Here is a 16,612-nt window from a genome sequence, read left to right on the forward strand (position 1 = left end):
GAATCACTTTGCGAGCCTGCTCGCAGTCATGAGTTAAGCCTGTCACGTTTTCACGTTAAACGGTGCTATAAAATGAGCCGTTAATTAACCCCACGAATATTCAGGAAATTGTATGATCAAGGAACGAATGACGCCGGAAGAGTTAGCCCTGCTCACCGGCTATAGCCGACAGACCATCAATAAATGGGTACGCAAAGAGGGTTGGATAACGTCACCAAAACCAGGCGTCCAGGGGGGCAAAGCACGCCTGGTACATGTGAATGAAAAGGTGCGTGACTTTATCCGCAGCGCGCGACGGGCAACGGAGACATCCGCAATGCCTGACGGCATCAGCAATGAGCGTTCGCTTCATACCCTCCTCCTGACGCTGGCAAATGAAATGACGCCAGAAGAGCAGAAGCAGATGACATCACTGTTACTGCGGGAAGGGATTACCGGTTTGTTACAACGCCTGGGAATTCGCGACCAGAATTAATATGAAAAGATTACGTAGCAAAATGACCACGGAAGAGCTGGCGGAGAGTTTAGGCGTTGCCGGGCAAACGGTGAATCGCTGGATACGCCAGCAGGGATGGGAGACCGAAGGTCTCAATGGTGTGAAAGGCGGTCGGGCGAGGCTCATACACGTCGATGCGCGCGTGAAGGAACATATCATGCGCCTCCCGGCTATCCGAAACCGTCAGGCAGTGTACCACCTGGCAGAGACAACAGCGCCATACATTGTCCCCTCCTCTACTCTGCGACCGGATATCATTGCGACGCTGGAAAACCTGACGCCGTCTGAACAGGAACGTCTGGATGCATTCCTGAAGCGCGAAGGGTTACGCGGCTTTCTTACCCGTCTGAATCTGGCTGAATATACGGCATAAAAAAACGGCAGGTCCCCCTGCCGTTCCGCCAGACTAAAATGTGATTACTGCTGGTTTTCACGTGCCGCAATAAAGTCCAGCGCTTTGTTAATACGCGCCACGCTGCGTGATTTACCAATTGCATGCACGGTCACATCCAGTGCCGGGGACTGGCCCGCACCGGTCACCGCAACACGCAGCGGCATACCGACTTTACCCATACCAACTTCCAGCTCGTCCGCCGTCGCCTGAATAGCGTGATGCACGTTCTCTGCGGTCCAGTCAGCGATCGCAGTCAGCTTGTCTCGCACCACTTCCAGCGGCTGACGCGCAACCGGGCGGAGGTGTTTCTTCGCCGCATCCGCGTCAAACTCATCAAACTCTTCATAGAAGTAGCGGCAGCTTTCAGCCATTTCTTTCAGCGTTTTGCAGCGCTCGCCGAGCAGTTTCACCAGGTCCGCCAGTTCAGGGCCTGTACGGGTATCAATATTTGCCTGCTCAATGTGCCACTGCAGGTAAGTCGCCACGTATTCCGGCGGCATGGTATTGATGTAATGATGGTTCAGCCATTGCAGCTTATCGGTATTAAATGCGCTCGCTGATTTGCTCACTGAGCTCAGAGAAAAGAGTTCAATCATCTCTTCGCGGCTGAAGATCTCCTGGTCGCCGTGGGCCCAGCCCAGACGCACCAGATAGTTCAGCAGCGCTTCCGGCAGATAACCGTCATCGCGATACTGCATAACGCTGACCGCGCCGTGACGTTTAGACAGTTTTTTCCCGTCGTCGCCGTTGATCATGGAAACGTGTGCATAGACAGGCACAGGGGCGTTCAGCGCTTTCAGAATGTTGATCTGGCGCGGCGTGTTGTTGATATGGTCTTCACCACGGACAACGTGGGTAATTTCCATATCCCAGTCGTCAACCACAACGCAGAAGTTATAGGTTGGGGAACCATCGGTGCGGCGGATGATCAGATCGTCCAGCTCCTGGTTGCTGAATTCGATCGGGCCACGGATCTGGTCGTCAAAGATCACCGAGCCATCCTGCGGGTTAGCAAAACGCACCACGCACGGTTCATCAGCAGCATGCTCGCTATGGTCATGGCGGCAGCGGCCGTCATAACGCGGCTTTTCACCGTTTGCCATCTGCTCTTCACGCAGCGCATCCAGACGCTCTTTGGAGCAGTAGCATTTATACGCCGTGCCCGCGACCAGCATCTCATCAATAACTGCGTTATAGCGGTCAAAACGTTTGGTCTGGAAATACGGGCCTTCATCCCACTCCAGGTTCAGCCAGTTCATCCCATCCATAATGGCTTCAATTGCTTCCGGCGTGGAGCGCTCAAGATCGGTGTCTTCAATACGCAGCACGAACTCACCTTTGTTGTGGCGTGCAAAAAGCCAGGAATAGAGAGCAGTACGAGCACCACCGACGTGCAGATAGCCTGTCGGGCTCGGCGCGAAGCGAGTTTTGATTTTCATGAAATGGCCTTACGTTATAAAGATGCCGGCAATCGGCAAATCCCGGGGAAAAAACAATGGGCAATATTCTATCACTGTGGGGGGATTCCTCAATGTTCATCCCTTTATCATGAGCGAGTTTGCTGTTTTTGTTTAGAAATCATGCGCCACCGCCCGTTTTGCGATCGTTTTGTTTAATTTTACGACGAACGAATAAAAACTTTAGAAAATGCGTTGACTCATTTTCAACTCTCCCTATAATGCGACTCCACACAGCGGGGGTGATTAGCTCAGTTGGTAGAGCATCTCCTTTACACGGAGGGGGTCGGCGGTTCGAGCCCGTCATCACCCACCATCTACTTCGGTAGACTCGCAGTGTAGATAAGTGTTGAGATTGGGCGATTAGCTCAGTTGGTAGAGCATCTCCTTTACACGGAGGGGGTCGGCGGTTCGAGCCCGTCATCGCCCACCATTCTCATCTTATCGCAGCAGTTCCGAAATGGGCGATTAGCTCAGTTGGTAGAGCATCTCCTTTACACGGAGGGGGTCGGCGGTTCGAGCCCGTCATCGCCCACCATTTCGGGTCGTTAGCTCAGTTGGTAGAGCAGTTGACTTTTAATCAATTGGTCGCAGGTTCGAATCCTGCACGACCCACCAATGTAAAAAAGCGCCCTAAAGGCGCTTTTTTGCTATCTGCGATATGGATGATTCGAACCTGCAGCAGGTTCGAGCCGAACGCAGTGAGGCACCGGAGCCGTTTACGGCGACGGCCCGAAGGGCGAGCGAAGCGAGTCATCCTGCACGACCCACCAATGTTAAAAAGCGCCCTAAAGGCGCTTTTTTGCTATCTGCGTATCTGCAGTTTGTCTACTTTCCTGCCGTCAACGTCTCAATCAACGTCTTCACCGCCGGCGTCACCTGTTTCTCGTTATACACGACATACAAATCTGCCGGAATACGCTCTTTCAGCGGGCGAAACACCACGCCCGGCCACTGCATTTGCGCGTAACTGTCGGCAGCGAGCGTAATCCCCATCCCCATGCTTATCATCGCCAGTACCGTTTGTGGCTCTACGGCTTCGCGTACAATCATCGGTGAAAAACCGGCCTGCTGGCAGACACGATGTAAAAATGCCCAGTCAGAATGTGCTGACGGCATCGTGACGAAATACTCGTCCTGTAAATCAGCAAGCGCAACGGAGGGTTCCCTGACCAGCCGGTGATCTTCCGGCATCGCCACAAGAAACGCCGCCTCGCGCAACCGCACGCTGGTAAACCCCGCGGTGGGCTCCGTTGCCATTCGCCAGATCCCAATATCCAGCTCCTGGCGCTCAAGCAGCGCCATCTGCATGACCGGCGACTTTTCGCGAAAAATGACATCAACATTCGGGTGTTCTTTCAAAAAAGTGCGCATAACCGTGCGCACCTCGCTCCACATGGCGGTACCGACAATACCCAGCTCAATGCGCCCTGCCTCACCCCGGCCAATTTGTTCGACGCGCGCCAGAGCCTGATTTGCGCTGGCAAGCAGCCGACGAGACTCTTCCATCAGCACTTTACCCGCATGCGTCAACGCGACGCTTCGCGAGTGGCGAATAAACAGTAACGTGCCCAGCTGGCTTTCCAGCTCTTTAATGTGCAGGCTTAATGGCGGCTGGGACATATTGAGACGGGCCGCAGCCCGTCCAAAATGCAGTTCCTCCGCCACGGCCAGAAAATAGCGCAGCAGCTTGAGGTCGGTTCGATAGACGCGTTCCATCAAAACATATCCTGGCGATAACACTTAAGCGCCTACCTTAAAGCCTTTCACCGCAGAGAGGGGAAATTTAGTGCGCAACTGTGCGCATCTCGCTGTTTTTACTGGCGTGGTGGTAGTTAAAGCTGAAATAAAACACCACGGCCAGTACCAGGGCATAGGCTGCAAACACCAGCCAGATCGTCTGCCAGTCCTTCACCCCATCCACCGAGAAATAATCAACTGCCATACCGCTCAATACCGATCCGAAATAAGCCCCAATACCGTTAACAGTCGTCATAAACAGCCCCTGTGCGCTGGCGCGAATATCGGTGCTGACCTCCTGTTCGACAAACACTGAGCCGGAAATATTGAAGAAGTCGAATGCACAGCCATAGACAATCATGGAAAGCATGAGCAGCACAAAGCCCGTTGCGGAGGGGTCGCCAAAGGCAAACAGACCAAACCGGAGCATCCAGGCCACCATGCTCATCAGCATCACGGCTTTAATACCAAACCGTCCGAGGAAGTACGGAATGGTCAGAATGAAGAACACCTCTGACATTTGCGAAACGGAGAGCAAAATGGACGGGTACCTGACGATAAAGCTATCTGCATACGCCGGATTACGGGCAAAATCATGCAGGAAGGGGCTACCGAAGGTATTGGTGATCTGCAGCACAGCACCCAGCAGCATCGCGAACAAAAAGAATACCGCCATGCGAGGCTGTTTAAAAAGAACAAAGGCATTAAGGCCCAGCTTGCTGGCCAGAGACTGGGACGTTTTCTGCTTCGCCACGGGAATGGCCGGCAACGTCAAAGAATAGAGCGCCAGCAGCAGAGACGCGCCAGCTGCAATATAAAGCTGCACGTTGCTTAGCTCCGCCCCCATCAGGCTTATGGCCCACATTGCCGCAATAAAGCCCACGGTGCCATACACCCGCACGCGCGGAAAATGGCTTACCGTCTCCAGACCCGCCTGCTCAAGACAGGAATAGGAGATCGTATTCGACAGCGCAATGGTGGGCATAAAGGCCATCGCATTGACCAGCATGACCCAGAACATCAGGCCGGGCTCATTCACCTGCGCGGCGTAACAGAGTGCGGCGGCACAGACGAGGTGGCAAATGACGTAGGCGCGGTCTGCCCGTAGCCATTTGTCGGCAATGATTCCCACCAGCGAAGGCATAACGATCGCGGCAAGGCCTTTGGAGCTGTAGACCATGCCCACGTCGGAGCCGGTAAAGTGTAGGGTGTTGATCATGTAAGCACCGAGGGTAACCAGCCAACTCCCCCAGATAAAATATTGCATAAAGGACATCATCTTTAAGCGAGTCGTGATGTTCATAGCCCATTCCTTATAGCAGTGTGGCCCTGACGGGCCACTTTATTGTTTTACTCAGGCAATATGGCGGAGAAAACCGCAGATAAGATTGATGAAGTTCTGGCGTGAGAGCTCAGCCGCCGCGAGCGTCTGCTCATGCGACAGCTTTACCTCGCCCAAACCTTCGGCGAGGTTGGTAATTGCAGAAACGGCTACAACCTTCAGGCCACAGTGGCGTGCGGAAATCACTTCCGGCACCACGGACATGCCGACCACATCGCCGCCGATAATTTGCATCATGCGGATCTCTGCCGCCGTCTCGAAGTTCGGGCCCGGATAAGAGACAAATACCCCTTCATGCAGCGGGAAACCCTCTTTCGCCGCCACGGTTTGCAGCATCGCACGGTAATCCGCGTCGTAAGCATTGGCCAGGGAGAAGAAACGGTCGCCAAAGCGCTCATCGTTCAGCCCCACCATCGGCGTGCCAGGCATGGTATTGATATGGTCGCTCAGGGCAACCAGGCTCCCCGGCAGAACGTCCGGGCGCAATGAGCCTGCCGCATTGGTGCTAAACAGCAACTCACATCCCAGCAGTTTGAACGTGCGGATCGCATCGGTCATGATGGTCATCCCGCGCCCCTCATAGAAGTGCCCTCGCCCTTTCATACAGGCAACAGGCACCCCGGCAAGATGCCCCAGCACCAGCTCGCCTGCGTGGCCGTGGACGGTGCTCACCGGGAAGCCCGGCAGTTTTTCATAGCTCAGGGAAACGGCATCATCAATCTGGTCGGCGAGCGCGCCAAGGCCAGAGCCGAGAATAAACGCCACGCGAGGCGTGAAGTCAGGCTTAGCCGCACGGATAATATCGGCGCAATACCACGGGTTATTTGAGAGGGTCATAGAGGCTCCTTGAGAATGAAGATCGCGATAGCATGGATCGCATGACCTTAGCCTTATATCCGGAGCCTGCGGGTGACCTCCAATACACTTTCCCGACACCATCAATACTGTTTTTGTATCAATGTAACGCCCTGCCAGATATGGCTGTTTTGCTCAAGCTAATCCCGTCAGTGCCGATACCTCTGTTTTATAACGCGAGGAAAAAGTATGACGACCATTCAGGCTTCAACCCAGCCCATTCAAACCAGCGGCGGCGGGAGTGGGGGTTCAGGCAGTAACAATATCGCTGCGCAAATCAGCCGTATTCTCGACAATATCCAAAAGCTGACTCAGCAGTTAAAAGAGCTGGCGAACAGTCCCATTAGCGTAGATGAGAAGAAGAAGCAGCAGGAGCTTATTCAGACCCAGCTCAAAGTGCTACAGGCGCAGCTCGCCGCGCTGCAGCGCCAGCAGGCTGAAGAGGCGCAGAAGAAACAGGAGCAAGCGCTGGGTAAAGTGGAAGGGGTGAATAGCCCGACAGACGATCATCAGATCGATATCTATATTTAATCGTCGGATGCGTTAAACAGTGGGTCGCGTATGCGGGCCTCGGTTAATCGCTGTGCCTGGATACGCACCACTTCCCATATAGCCTGCGCCGCCCCCGAGAGGGAACGATTTTTGCGCCGTACTAACATCAGTTTTCGCTCGACAACAGGCGTTAAACGCTTCACGGCCAGTCGGCTGCCCTGCGGCAGGGGGAGCGCCAGAGCGGGCAACACGCTGATCCCAATTCCGGCTTCCACCATGGGAAACAGCGTGGCCGGATGCCCAATTTCCTGCACGATGGTGGCCTTTACGCCCTGATTAACCAGCGCGGAATCGATCAGCGGACGGCTGCCGGAGGCATAATCCTGCAAAACCAAGTTCGCGCCCTGCAGGAACTGCCAGTTGACCGCCGGCAACGTTGCCAGCGGATCGTCATCCCGGCAGAGCAGTAAAAAAGGCTCAGAAAGCACGCTTTCGCACGCCAGGTCGCTCACCTGGCCGGGGTCGATCACAATACCAAAATCCACATCTCCCTGACGGATGCTTTCCAGCACCCACTGCTGCGGCCGGTCGTGCAACACAAAATCAATGTCCGGATAGCGGTGGTTTCCCTCCGCGATACACTGCGGGATAAGGTGTGCCGATATTGTCTGGCTGGCTGCGACCCGCACGGTGCCCGAAAGCTGCTGCCCCAGCCTTCCCACGTCTCTGAGCGTGCTGTTCAGTTCATCCAGCAGACGTTCGAGGCGCTGGGCCAGCTGCTGCCCTGCTTCGGTCAGCACCACTTCGCGTGTGGTACGGTCAAGCAACCGCACGCCGGTCTGATTTTCCAGCTCTTTCACGCTGTGGCTGACGGCTGACTGGCTGAGGCCAATCATCTCTCCTGCCCGGCTGAAGCTACGGGCATGGGCGACGGTGACAAAAATACGAAGCTGGCGTAAGGAGTAATTCATCTGTTTAATTCATGAATGAATGCAATAAATCAATTTTATTTCTCAAATGGAAAAAAGCACAATAGCGACATCTGTTTTCAGGAGTCATTATGAAACTATTTCGTATTGTTGATCCGTTTACGCTTACTCTGGTGGTCACCGTTTTACTGGCCTCGTTTTTCCCGGCCCGCGGTGGTTTCGTCCCGTTTTTTGAGGGGCTGACGACGGCCGCTATCGCGCTGCTGTTCTTTATGCACGGCGCAAAACTCTCCCGCGAAGCGATTATCGCGGGTGGTGGCCACTGGCGACTGCACCTCTGGGTGATGTGCAGCACCTTTATTCTGTTCCCCATCCTCGGGGTGCTGTTTGCGTGGTGGGCGCCAGTTAACGTCGACCCGGCACTCTATACCGGTTTTTTGTATCTCTGTATTCTGCCAGCCACCGTGCAGTCGGCCATTGCGTTTACCTCCCTCGCGGGTGGCAACGTTGCGGCCGCGGTCTGCTCCGCATCGGCATCCAGCCTGTTAGGGATTTTCGTCTCCCCGCTGCTGGTGGGGCTGCTGATGAACATGCATGGCGCGGAAGGTAACCTTGAGCAGGTGGGCAGGATCTGTCTGCAACTGCTGCTGCCCTTTGTCCTGGGCCATCTCTCGCGCCCGTGGACAGGTGCGTTTGTGACGAAGCATAAAAAGTGGATCTCCAAAACCGACCAGACCTCAATTCTGCTGGTGGTTTACTCCGCCTTCAGCGAAGCGGTCGTGAACGGGATCTGGCACAAGGTGGGCGCAGGCTCACTGCTGTTTATCGTGGTCGTCAGCATTGTCCTGCTGGCGATTGTCATTGCCGTAAACGTCTTTGTGGCACGTAAATGCGGCTTCAACAAAGCAGATGAAATTACGATTGTTTTCTGCGGTTCGAAGAAGAGCCTGGCGAACGGTATCCCGATGGCCAACATTCTGTTCCCGACCTCGGTAATTGGGATGATGGTATTGCCGCTGATGATTTTTCATCAGATCCAGCTGATGGTCTGCGCCGTGCTGGCGCGTCGCTATAAACGTCAGACGGAAAAACTGGCGCAGGAAGAGACCCGCGCCGCGAAGGCTTAAGGATGTTTCAGGGGCTGAACCAGCTGGGTCAGCCCCTCGGTTTTGATCAGCAGCGTGATAGCCATCAGCTCGCCCAGTCGCCCGGCCGGGAACTCATCCTTACGGGCAAACCACAGCAGATACTCCTCCGGCAAATCGATCAGCCTGCGGCCCTTATATTTACCGAACGGCATCTCCGTATTGGCGATCGCAACGAGCTGCTCTTTTTCCACGTTACTCTCCTAACAGACGCATCATTTCCGCTTCGTCGATAACCTCAATGCCGAGTTCCTGGGCTTTCGCCAGCTTCGAACCCGCTGCTTCCCCGGCAATCACCAGGTCGGTTTTCTTCGACACGCTGCCCGCCACTTTTGCGCCCAGCGCCACCAGACGCGCTTTCGCATCGTCGCGTGAAAGCTGGCTCAGGCTGCCGGTCAGCACCACCGTTTTACCGGCGAACGGACTGTCGATCTCTTCGGCATTAACCACCACCGGCGCGGGCCATTTGATGCCCTCTGCCAGCAGTTTGCCAATGACTTCGCGGTTGCTCTCTTCCGCAAAGAAGTTAAAGACGTGCGTGGCGACTACAATGCCGACATCCGGCACTTTCTGCAGCTCGTCGATGCTTGCCTTTTCCAGCGCCTCCAGCGTGCCAAAGTACGCCGCCAGACCTGCTGCCGTTGCTTCCCCCACTTCACGGATGCCCAGCGCGTAAAGGAAACGGGCGAAGGTGGTCTCTTTTGCGGCTTCCAGAGCGTTAACCACGTTCTGCGCCGACTTCGGCCCCATGCGATCCAGACCGGTCAGCTTGCCCGCCGTCAGTTTGAAGAGATCCGCTGGCGTATGCACATACTCTTTTTCAACCAGCTGATCGATAATCTTATCGCCCATGCCGTCGACGTCCATGGCGCGACGGGAGACGAAGTGCTTCAGTGACTCTTTACGCTGCGCGCCACAGATCAGGCCGCCCGTACAGCGCGCTACCGCCTCACCTTCAACACGCTCCACGTCAGAGCCACACACCGGGCAATGGGTCGGGAAGACCACTTCACGCGTATCATCAGGGCGTTCAGACTCAACGACGTTTACCACCTGCGGAATAACATCGCCCGCGCGACGAACCACCACTTTGTCACCAATCCGCAGGCCCAGACGTTCAATCTCATCGGCGTTATGCAGCGTGGCGTTACTCACCAGCACGCCCGCGACCTGCACAGGCTCAAGACGGGCGACCGGGGTAATGGCGCCCGTACGGCCGACCTGGAACTCCACGTCGCGAACGAAGGTCATCTGTTCCTGAGCAGGAAACTTAAACGCAACCGCCCAGCGCGGCGCACGCGCCACAAACCCGAGTTGCTCCTGAAGCGCCAGTGAGTTCACCTTAATGACAACGCCATCAATATCAAAACCGAGCGTCGGACGGTCCGCTTCCACCTTTTGGTAGAACGCGAGTACCGCTTCTGGCGAGTCACAGAGCTGTACGCGGTTACTCACCGGCAGGCCCCACGCCTTAAACTGCATCAGGCGCCCGAGGTGCGTATCCGGCAGCTCGCCTCCCTCCAGGATCCCCACGCCGTAGCAGAAGAAAGTGAGCGGTCGCTTCGCGGTGATACGCGGGTCAAGCTGGCGCAAAGAGCCTGCCGCCGCATTACGCGGGTTAGCAAATACTTTCCCGCCGGTGCGGCGCGCTTCTTCGTTGATTTTCTCGAAACCCGCCTGCGGCAGGAACACCTCGCCGCGCACTTCCAGACGCGCAGGAATATTGTCCCCCTGCAGCTTCAGCGGAATTGCGCGGATGGTGCGCACGTTGGTCGTAATGTCTTCACCCGTCGTGCCGTCGCCACGCGTGGCGGCACGCACCAGCACGCCGTTTTCGTAGAGAAGACTGACCGCCAGGCCATCAAGCTTCAGCTCGCAGCACCAGGTGAGAGCGTCGCTGCTTTTCAGACGGTCCTGCACGCGCTTGTTAAACGCGAGGAAGCTCTCTTCATCAAAGACGTTATCCAGCGACAGCATCGGCACTTCATGGCGTATCTGGCTGAACGCTCCCAGCGGCTCGGCACCGACGCGCTGGGTGGGAGAATCCGGCGTAATGAGTTCCGGGTGCTGCGCCTCCAGTTCGCGAAGTTCGCGCATCAGGCGGTCATACTCCGCATCCGGCACCTCCGGCGCGTCCATAACATGATAGAGATATTCATGATGGCGAAGCGTGGTTCGCAGGTCAGTGAGTTGTTGTTCGATTGAGTCCATATCGCACCATCAATGAGAAAAAACCCCCGACATGCGGGGGTTGAGGAGGAGTTGACGTAAACGCGATGATTACGCGTTGGCTTCCTTAACTTCGCGGATGCGGTCCTGATACTCGCGCAGTTTCTGCGGGGTCATCATTCGACGCTGATCGTCGAGCACCACACCGCCTACTTCGTCAGCGATGTGCTGAGCGGATTGCAACATCAGCTTAAAGTTTTGCAGTTCATCACCGTAAGAGGGCACCTGCATAAAGATGGTGACACCTGGGGTCACGAAATCACCGGTCATTTCCGGATCAAAAGTACCCGGGTTGACCATATTGGCCAGGCTGAACAGCGCCGGGCCGCTACCGTCAGGGCTCAGGTGGCGATGGAAAATATTCATGTCGCCAAACTTGAAGCCTGCCTGTTGAATACTGTTAAGCAGCACGTCACCGTTGAGATGGCTACCGTGATGCGCGGCCACGTTCATGATGATCACCGCTTCTTTACGCTGCGGTTTTTCAACAACCGGTTCTGGCTGTGCTACCGGTTCTGGCTCAACATGCTGTGCTGGAGCAGGCTGCGGCGCTGGCTGCACATGAACAGGCTGCTGCGGCTGTTGTACCGGCTGCGCGGGCTGTTGTTGCACAGGCTGCTGCACGGGCTGCGGTTGAACCGGCTGTGGCGCAGCAGGCTGCTGATGGACAGGCTGTTGCGGCGGCTGGCGCACAGGCTCTTCTACCGGCTGCGGCGCCTGCTGGCGCGGCTGAGCAGAGGCGTACGGCGGTTGATACTGGTGCTGCGCAGGACGGGGGGCTTCATGCTCCCCATGAGCCGCGCCGGGCGCAGTATTGACCCGATGAACACGAACTTCACCCACGCCGTCATCGTCGCGACCGTCGATGTCATCTTCAATGTCATCGTCATCACGACTGGACTTCATGCGCTTCAGTGGGCGATCGCGGAACATCGAAGAACGCTCTTTACGGCTGGTCCAGAAACCATGTACCAGTAAAGCGATTATGGCGATCGCGCCAACAATGATTAATATCAGACGCAAATCCTGCATCATTATATTCTCTGTTGTTCTAACACCTTGCCACCACGGCAAACATTTACTCACTAAGAGTATTTGCCGTTTACGTCAAGTGCAAGTGTGTGCAGAGCATTCACAGCATAAAGATGAAGGAAATCGTGCTTTTTGCTGGTTTTTCGAACATTTCCGAACTGGTCATTAGTCCACAAGTGGATAATATAGGCGGCAATTCCACTGGTTGTGAAAAAAGGAGTACAGCCTGGTTATGGTTTCAACATCGTCTTCTCCCCCACGCAGCGGCGTCTGGTATTTTTCTCAGGGCTGGAAACTGGTTTCACTGCCGGGTATCCGACGCTTCGTCATCCTTCCGCTGTTGATCAACATTCTTCTGATGGGCGGCGCGTTCTGGTGGCTTTTTACAAAGCTCGAGAGCTGGATCCCTGCGTTAATGAGCTATGTGCCCGACTGGCTACAGTGGCTGAACTATCTGCTCTGGCCGGTGGCGGTTATCTCCGTGCTGCTGGTGTTCGGCTATTTCTTCTCAACCATCGCTAACTGGATAGCCGCACCGTTTAACGGCCTGCTGGCAGAACAGCTGGAGGCGCGGCTTACCGGCGCGACGCCGCCGGACACGGGCGTGCTCGGGATCATGAAAGATATCCCCCGCATCATGAAGCGCGAGTGGCAGAAATTTGCCTGGTACCTCCCCCGCGCGGTAGTGCTGCTTATCCTCTATTTTGTGCCCGGCATTGGCCAGACCGTGGCGCCGGTGCTGTGGTTCCTGTTCAGCGCCTGGATGCTCGCCATCCAATATTGTGATTATCCGTTCGATAACCACAAGGTACCGTTTAAAGCGATGCGCAACGCCCTGCGTACCCAGAAGGTCGCCAATATGCAGTTCGGCGCGCTGACCAGCCTATTCACGATGATTCCCTTCCTGAACCTGTTCATCATGCCGGTTGCTGTGTGCGGCGCGACGGCAATGTGGGTGGACTGCTACCGTGCTAAGCACGCGTTATGGAAATAATGCAAAAATGTGTAAAGCAGGGGTGGCTTATGCCGCCCCTTATTCCATACTGATCCCCATTATTTCCTTGCAGTATATAGATATGCGAATTCCTTACTTCCCCCTCCCTGCTTAGCAGGTATGCTGGGGCGGTATCCCAATTTCATACAGTTAAGGACAGGCCATGAGTAAGATTTATGAAGACAACTCGCTGACTATCGGTCATACGCCCCTGGTTCGACTGAACCGTATCGGTAATGGACGCATTCTGGCGAAGGTCGAATCTCGTAACCCGAGCTTCAGCGTAAAATGCCGTATCGGTGCAAACATGATTTGGGATGCTGAAAAACGTGGCGTGCTGAAGCCTGGCGTTGAACTGGTTGAACCGACCAGCGGTAACACCGGTATCGCTCTGGCCTATGTCGCTGCCGCGCGTGGCTATAAACTGACGCTGACCATGCCGGAAACCATGAGTATCGAACGCCGCAAACTGCTCAAAGCACTCGGCGCGAACCTCGTACTGACCGAAGGTGCGAAGGGCATGAAAGGTGCCATTCAGAAAGCGGAAGAGATTGTCGCCAGCGATCCGGCAAAATATCTGCTGCTGCAGCAGTTCAGCAACCCGGCTAACCCGGAAATTCACGAGAAGACCACTGGACCGGAAATCTGGGAAGATACTGACGGTCAGGTTGACGTGTTTATCTCCGGCGTTGGTACCGGCGGCACCCTGACCGGCGTGTCACGCTATATAAAAGGCACAAAAGGTAAAAAAGATCTGATCACCGTTGCGGTTGAACCCACCGACTCACCGGTTATCACCCAGGCACTGGCGGGCGAAGAGCTCAAGCCGGGTCCGCATAAAATCCAGGGTATTGGCGCGGGATTCATTCCGGGCAACCTGGATCTGAAGCTGATCGATAAAGTGGTCACCATCACTAACGAAGAAGCCATCTCTACCGCGCGTCGTCTGATGGATGAAGAAGGCATTCTCGCCGGTATCTCTTCCGGTGCGGCTGTTGCGGCAGCGCTCAAACTTCAGGAAGATGAAGCCTTTACCAATAAGAATATTGTGGTTATCCTTCCTTCCTCGGGTGAGCGTTACTTGAGCACCGCACTGTTTGCCGATCTGTTCACTGAAAAAGAGCTGCAACAGTAATGCCAGCATGTTAATAACGCGTAAAAAAGCACCTTTTCAGGTGCTTTTTTGTGGCCTGCTTCAAACTTTTGCCCCTCCTGGCATTGCTTCACCCCGTTGGGTCTGGTATTTAAACCAGCAATTATTTTGATGCGTGAAATTAATCAGTGAACGAAATAGCCTTGCTGAATCGATTTTATGATTTGGTTCAAGTCTTGCTTTCGCTGCATAATGTTTAATGACGATCGAAACGTCAGCGCTAACAATACAGGCTAAAGTTCAGTCGCCAGGCTAGACTTTAGTTCCACAACACTAAACCTATAAGTTGGGGAAATACAATGTTCCAGCAAGAAGTTACCATTACCGCTCCGAACGGTCTGCACACCCGCCCTGCTGCTCAGTTTGTTAAAGAAGCGAAAGGCTTCACTTCTGAAATCACTGTGACTTCCAACGGCAAAAGCGCCAGCGCAAAAAGCCTGTTCAAACTGCAGACTCTGGGCCTGACTCAGGGCACCGTAGTCACCATTTCTGCGGAAGGTGAAGACGAGCAGAAAGCAGTTGAGCATCTGGTAAAACTGATGGCTGAGCTCGAGTAAGTTTCCGGGTTCTTTTAAATATCAGTCACAAGTAAGGTAGGGTTATGATTTCAGGCATTTTAGCATCCCCGGGTATCGCTTTCGGCAAAGCACTGCTGCTGAAAGAAGACGAGATCGTCATCGACCGGAAAAAAATTTCTGCCGACAAGGTTGATCAGGAAGTTGAACGTTTTCTGAGCGGTCGTGCCAAGGCATCTGCGCAACTGGAAGCAATCAAAACTAAAGCTGGCGAAACTTTCGGTGAAGAAAAAGAAGCCATCTTCGAAGGGCATATCATGCTGCTCGAAGATGAGGAGCTGGAGCAGGAAATCATAGCCCTGATTAAAGATAAAGGCATGACGGCCGACGCGGCTGCGCATGAAGTTATCGAAGGTCAGGCAACTGCCCTGGAAGAACTGGATGATGAATACCTGAAAGAACGTGCGGCTGACGTACGTGACATCGGTAAGCGCCTGCTGCGCAACATCCTGGGTCTGGCCATCATCGACCTGAGCGCGATTCAGGATGAAGTGATCCTGGTTGCCGCTGACCTCACCCCGTCCGAAACCGCACAGCTGAACCTGAAAAAGGTCCTCGGTTTCATTACCGACGCGGGTGGCCGTACTTCCCACACCTCTATTATGGCCCGTTCTCTGGAACTGCCTGCCATCGTGGGTACCGGTAGCGTCACCTCTCAGGTGAAAAACGGCGACTATCTGATTCTGGATGCCGTAAACAATCTGGTTTACGTCAACCCAACAAACGAAGAGATCGAAAAACTGCGCGCGGTTCAGGAGCAAGTTGCGACTGAAAAAGCGGAACTCGCTAAGCTGAAAGACCTGCCAGCCATCACCCTGGACGGCCATCAGGTTGAAGTGTGCGCAAACATCGGTACCGTACGTGACGTTGAAGGCGCTGAGCGCAACGGTGCGGAAGGTGTGGGTCTCTATCGTACAGAATTCCTGTTCATGGACCGTGACGCGCTGCCTACTGAAGAAGAGCAGTTTGCTGCGTATAAAGCCGTAGCAGAAGCGTGTGGCTCTCAGGCGGTTATCGTCCGTACTATGGACATCGGTGGCGACAAAGAGTTGCCATACATGAACTTCCCGAAAGAAGAGAACCCGTTCCTGGGCTGGCGTGCAGTGCGTATCGCCATGGATCGCAAAGAGATCCTGCGTGACCAGGTGCGCGCAATTCTGCGTGCCTCTGCTTTCGGTAAACTGCGCATCATGTTCCCGATGATCATCTCTGTTGAAGAAGTGCGTGCACTGAAGAAAGAGATCGAAATCTACAAACAGGAACTGCGCGACGAAGGTAAAGCGTTTGACGAGTCAATCGAGATCGGCGTGATGGTGGAAACCCCAGCAGCCGCGACCATTGCGCGTCATTTAGCCAAAGAAGTTGATTTCTTTAGTATCGGCACCAATGATTTAACGCAGTACACCCTGGCAGTTGACCGTGGTAATGATATGATTTCACATCTCTACCAGCCAATGTCACCGTCCGTTCTGAACTTGATCAAGCAAGTTATTGATGCTTCTCATGCAGAAGGTAAATGGACTGGCATGTGTGGTGAGCTTGCAGGCGACGAACGTGCTACACTTCTGTTGCTGGGTATGGGTCTGGACGAATTCTCTATGAGCGCCATTTCCATCCCGCGCATTAAGAAGATTATCCGTAACACGAACTTCGAAGATGCGAAGGTGTTAGCAGAGCAGGCTCTTGCTCAACCGACAACGGACGAGTTAATGACGCTGGTTAACAAGTTCATTGAAGAAAAAACAATCTGCTAATCCACGAGATGCGGCCCAAATTACT

16 protein-coding genes, 4 tRNA genes and 1 other RNA gene are annotated in these 16,612 nt (G+C 54.5%); 13 read left to right on the forward strand and 8 right to left on the reverse strand.

Annotated elements, in window-relative coordinates:
* Positions 1-112: 112 nt before the first annotated feature.
* Together ACOTY9_RS06795 and ACOTY9_RS06800 are read left to right on the forward strand one after the other, a co-directional pair.
* A complete protein-coding gene (locus tag ACOTY9_RS06795) occupies positions 113-475 on the forward strand; it encodes a YfeC-like transcriptional regulator (protein ID WP_014884727.1) in 363 nt (120 codons plus the stop codon).
* 1 nt (position 476) lies between these two features.
* Positions 477-869, forward strand: coding sequence for a YfeC-like transcriptional regulator (locus tag ACOTY9_RS06800; RefSeq protein WP_421637319.1), 393 nt, complete (start codon positions 477-479; stop codon positions 867-869).
* 44 nt (positions 870-913) lie between these two features.
* Here the strand turns inward: ACOTY9_RS06800 and gltX are convergent, their stop codons facing one another.
* Positions 914-2,329, reverse strand: coding sequence for a glutamate--tRNA ligase (gene gltX, locus ACOTY9_RS06805; protein WP_023331032.1), 1,416 nt, complete (start codon positions 2,327-2,329; stop codon positions 914-916).
* Positions 2,330-2,587: 258 nt separating this feature from the next.
* Between gltX and ACOTY9_RS06810 the strand changes: the two genes are divergently transcribed.
* The 5 genes from ACOTY9_RS06810 to ACOTY9_RS06830 all read left to right on the forward strand — a co-directional run bounded on the left by ACOTY9_RS06810 (position 2,588) and on the right by ACOTY9_RS06830 (position 3,120).
* Positions 2,588-2,663 (forward strand) — tRNA-Val (locus ACOTY9_RS06810).
* 41 nt (positions 2,664-2,704) lie between these two features.
* Positions 2,705-2,780 (forward strand) — tRNA-Val (locus ACOTY9_RS06815).
* A gap of 29 nt (positions 2,781-2,809) precedes the next feature.
* A tRNA-Val gene (locus ACOTY9_RS06820) sits at positions 2,810-2,885 on the forward strand.
* Between the two features lie 4 nt (positions 2,886-2,889).
* Positions 2,890-2,965, forward strand: a tRNA-Lys gene (locus ACOTY9_RS06825).
* Between the two features lie 29 nt (positions 2,966-2,994).
* Positions 2,995-3,120: non-coding RNA, RtT sRNA (locus ACOTY9_RS06830), on the forward strand.
* Between the two features lie 55 nt (positions 3,121-3,175).
* On the opposite strand, the gene ACOTY9_RS06835 is transcribed toward ACOTY9_RS06830, so the two are convergent.
* From ACOTY9_RS06835 to xapA, 3 genes are all read right to left on the reverse strand, one after another.
* Positions 3,176-4,066 (reverse strand): LysR family transcriptional regulator, encoded by an 891-nt coding sequence (locus ACOTY9_RS06835; protein WP_318594576.1) that lies wholly within the window; start codon positions 4,064-4,066, stop codon positions 3,176-3,178.
* A 67-nt stretch (positions 4,067-4,133) separates the two neighbouring features.
* Positions 4,134-5,390: a nucleoside permease gene (locus ACOTY9_RS06840; protein ID WP_023331034.1), complete on the reverse strand. Its 1,257-nt coding sequence runs from the start codon at positions 5,388-5,390 to the stop codon at positions 4,134-4,136.
* A gap of 51 nt (positions 5,391-5,441) precedes the next feature.
* The gene (gene xapA, locus ACOTY9_RS06845; RefSeq protein WP_318594577.1) at positions 5,442-6,266 is read right to left on the reverse strand and encodes a xanthosine phosphorylase; all 825 of its coding nucleotides are present in this window, start codon (positions 6,264-6,266) and stop codon (positions 5,442-5,444) included.
* 207 nt (positions 6,267-6,473) lie between these two features.
* Between xapA and ACOTY9_RS06850 the strand changes: the two genes are divergently transcribed.
* Positions 6,474-6,815: a FlxA-like family protein gene (locus ACOTY9_RS06850; protein WP_063861995.1), complete on the forward strand. Its 342-nt coding sequence runs from the start codon at positions 6,474-6,476 to the stop codon at positions 6,813-6,815.
* Here ACOTY9_RS06850 and ACOTY9_RS06855 read toward each other — a convergent pair.
* Positions 6,812-7,747, reverse strand: coding sequence for a LysR family transcriptional regulator (locus ACOTY9_RS06855; RefSeq protein ID WP_047027338.1), 936 nt, complete (start codon positions 7,745-7,747; stop codon positions 6,812-6,814). The two genes, ACOTY9_RS06850 and ACOTY9_RS06855, sit on opposite strands and share 4 nt — an antisense overlap.
* An 89-nt stretch (positions 7,748-7,836) precedes the next feature.
* Here ACOTY9_RS06855 and ACOTY9_RS06860 point away from each other — a divergent pair, with 89 nt between their 5' ends.
* A complete protein-coding gene (locus tag ACOTY9_RS06860; RefSeq protein ID WP_014884734.1) occupies positions 7,837-8,832 on the forward strand; it encodes a bile acid:sodium symporter family protein in 996 nt (331 codons plus the stop codon).
* Here ACOTY9_RS06860 and ACOTY9_RS06865 read toward each other — a convergent pair.
* The 3 genes from ACOTY9_RS06865 to zipA all read right to left on the reverse strand — a co-directional run bounded on the left by ACOTY9_RS06865 (position 8,829) and on the right by zipA (position 12,114).
* The gene (locus ACOTY9_RS06865; protein ID WP_063943764.1) at positions 8,829-9,044 is read right to left on the reverse strand and encodes a DUF3820 family protein; all 216 of its coding nucleotides are present in this window, start codon (positions 9,042-9,044) and stop codon (positions 8,829-8,831) included. The genes ACOTY9_RS06860 and ACOTY9_RS06865 overlap by 4 nt on opposite strands.
* A gap of 1 nt (position 9,045) precedes the next feature.
* Positions 9,046-11,061, reverse strand: a complete 2,016-nt coding sequence (ligA, locus tag ACOTY9_RS06870) for an NAD-dependent DNA ligase LigA (RefSeq protein ID WP_014884736.1) — start codon at positions 11,059-11,061, stop codon at positions 9,046-9,048.
* A gap of 69 nt (positions 11,062-11,130) precedes the next feature.
* Complete coding sequence (gene zipA, locus ACOTY9_RS06875; RefSeq protein WP_023338617.1) at positions 11,131-12,114, reverse strand: cell division protein ZipA; 984 nt, start codon at positions 12,112-12,114, stop codon at positions 11,131-11,133.
* A 229-nt stretch (positions 12,115-12,343) separates the two neighbouring features.
* Between zipA and cysZ the strand changes: the two genes are divergently transcribed.
* The 4 genes from cysZ (at position 12,344) to ptsI (ending at position 16,587) form a co-directional block, all read left to right on the forward strand.
* A complete protein-coding gene (cysZ, locus tag ACOTY9_RS06880) occupies positions 12,344-13,105 on the forward strand; it encodes a sulfate transporter CysZ (protein WP_023338618.1) in 762 nt (253 codons plus the stop codon).
* Between the two features lie 163 nt (positions 13,106-13,268).
* On the forward strand, positions 13,269-14,240 hold the full coding sequence (gene cysK, locus ACOTY9_RS06885) for a cysteine synthase A (RefSeq protein WP_014884739.1): 972 nt from the start codon (positions 13,269-13,271) through the stop codon (positions 14,238-14,240).
* 317 nt (positions 14,241-14,557) lie between these two features.
* Positions 14,558-14,815, forward strand: a complete 258-nt coding sequence (ptsH, locus tag ACOTY9_RS06890; protein WP_000487600.1) for a phosphocarrier protein Hpr — start codon at positions 14,558-14,560, stop codon at positions 14,813-14,815.
* A 44-nt stretch (positions 14,816-14,859) separates the two neighbouring features.
* The gene (gene ptsI, locus ACOTY9_RS06895) at positions 14,860-16,587 is read left to right on the forward strand and encodes a phosphoenolpyruvate-protein phosphotransferase PtsI (protein WP_014884740.1); all 1,728 of its coding nucleotides are present in this window, start codon (positions 14,860-14,862) and stop codon (positions 16,585-16,587) included.
* Positions 16,588-16,612: the final 25 nt, after the last annotated feature.

It is taken from the genome of Enterobacter cloacae complex sp. SHL012, assembly GCF_049237505.1.
Lineage (GTDB): Bacteria > Pseudomonadota > Gammaproteobacteria > Enterobacterales > Enterobacteriaceae > Enterobacter > Enterobacter kobei.

Excerpts from the sequence above, each read along its gene's own strand:
- ACOTY9_RS06795 (WP_014884727.1), top strand. The coding sequence starts at position 113 with ATGATCAAGGAACGAATGACGCCGGAAGAGTTAGCCCTGCTCACCGGC.
- ACOTY9_RS06800 (WP_421637319.1), top strand. The coding sequence starts at position 477 with ATGAAAAGATTACGTAGCAAAATGACCACGGAAGAGCTGGCGGAGAGT.
- gltX (WP_023331032.1), bottom strand. The coding sequence starts at position 2,329 with ATGAAAATCAAAACTCGCTTCGCGCCGAGCCCGACAGGCTATCTGCAC.
- ACOTY9_RS06835 (WP_318594576.1), bottom strand. The coding sequence starts at position 4,066 with ATGGAACGCGTCTATCGAACCGACCTCAAGCTGCTGCGCTATTTTCTG.
- ACOTY9_RS06840 (WP_023331034.1), bottom strand. The coding sequence starts at position 5,390 with ATGAACATCACGACTCGCTTAAAGATGATGTCCTTTATGCAATATTTT.
- xapA (WP_318594577.1), bottom strand. The coding sequence starts at position 6,266 with ATGACCCTCTCAAATAACCCGTGGTATTGCGCCGATATTATCCGTGCG.
- ACOTY9_RS06850 (WP_063861995.1), top strand. The coding sequence starts at position 6,474 with ATGACGACCATTCAGGCTTCAACCCAGCCCATTCAAACCAGCGGCGGC.
- ACOTY9_RS06855 (WP_047027338.1), bottom strand. The coding sequence starts at position 7,747 with ATGAATTACTCCTTACGCCAGCTTCGTATTTTTGTCACCGTCGCCCAT.
- ACOTY9_RS06860 (WP_014884734.1), top strand. The coding sequence starts at position 7,837 with ATGAAACTATTTCGTATTGTTGATCCGTTTACGCTTACTCTGGTGGTC.
- ligA (WP_014884736.1), bottom strand. The coding sequence starts at position 11,061 with ATGGACTCAATCGAACAACAACTCACTGACCTGCGAACCACGCTTCGC.
- zipA (WP_023338617.1), bottom strand. The coding sequence starts at position 12,114 with ATGATGCAGGATTTGCGTCTGATATTAATCATTGTTGGCGCGATCGCC.
- cysZ (WP_023338618.1), top strand. The coding sequence starts at position 12,344 with ATGGTTTCAACATCGTCTTCTCCCCCACGCAGCGGCGTCTGGTATTTT.
- cysK (WP_014884739.1), top strand. The coding sequence starts at position 13,269 with ATGAGTAAGATTTATGAAGACAACTCGCTGACTATCGGTCATACGCCC.
- ptsH (WP_000487600.1), top strand. The coding sequence starts at position 14,558 with ATGTTCCAGCAAGAAGTTACCATTACCGCTCCGAACGGTCTGCACACC.
- ptsI (WP_014884740.1), top strand. The coding sequence starts at position 14,860 with ATGATTTCAGGCATTTTAGCATCCCCGGGTATCGCTTTCGGCAAAGCA.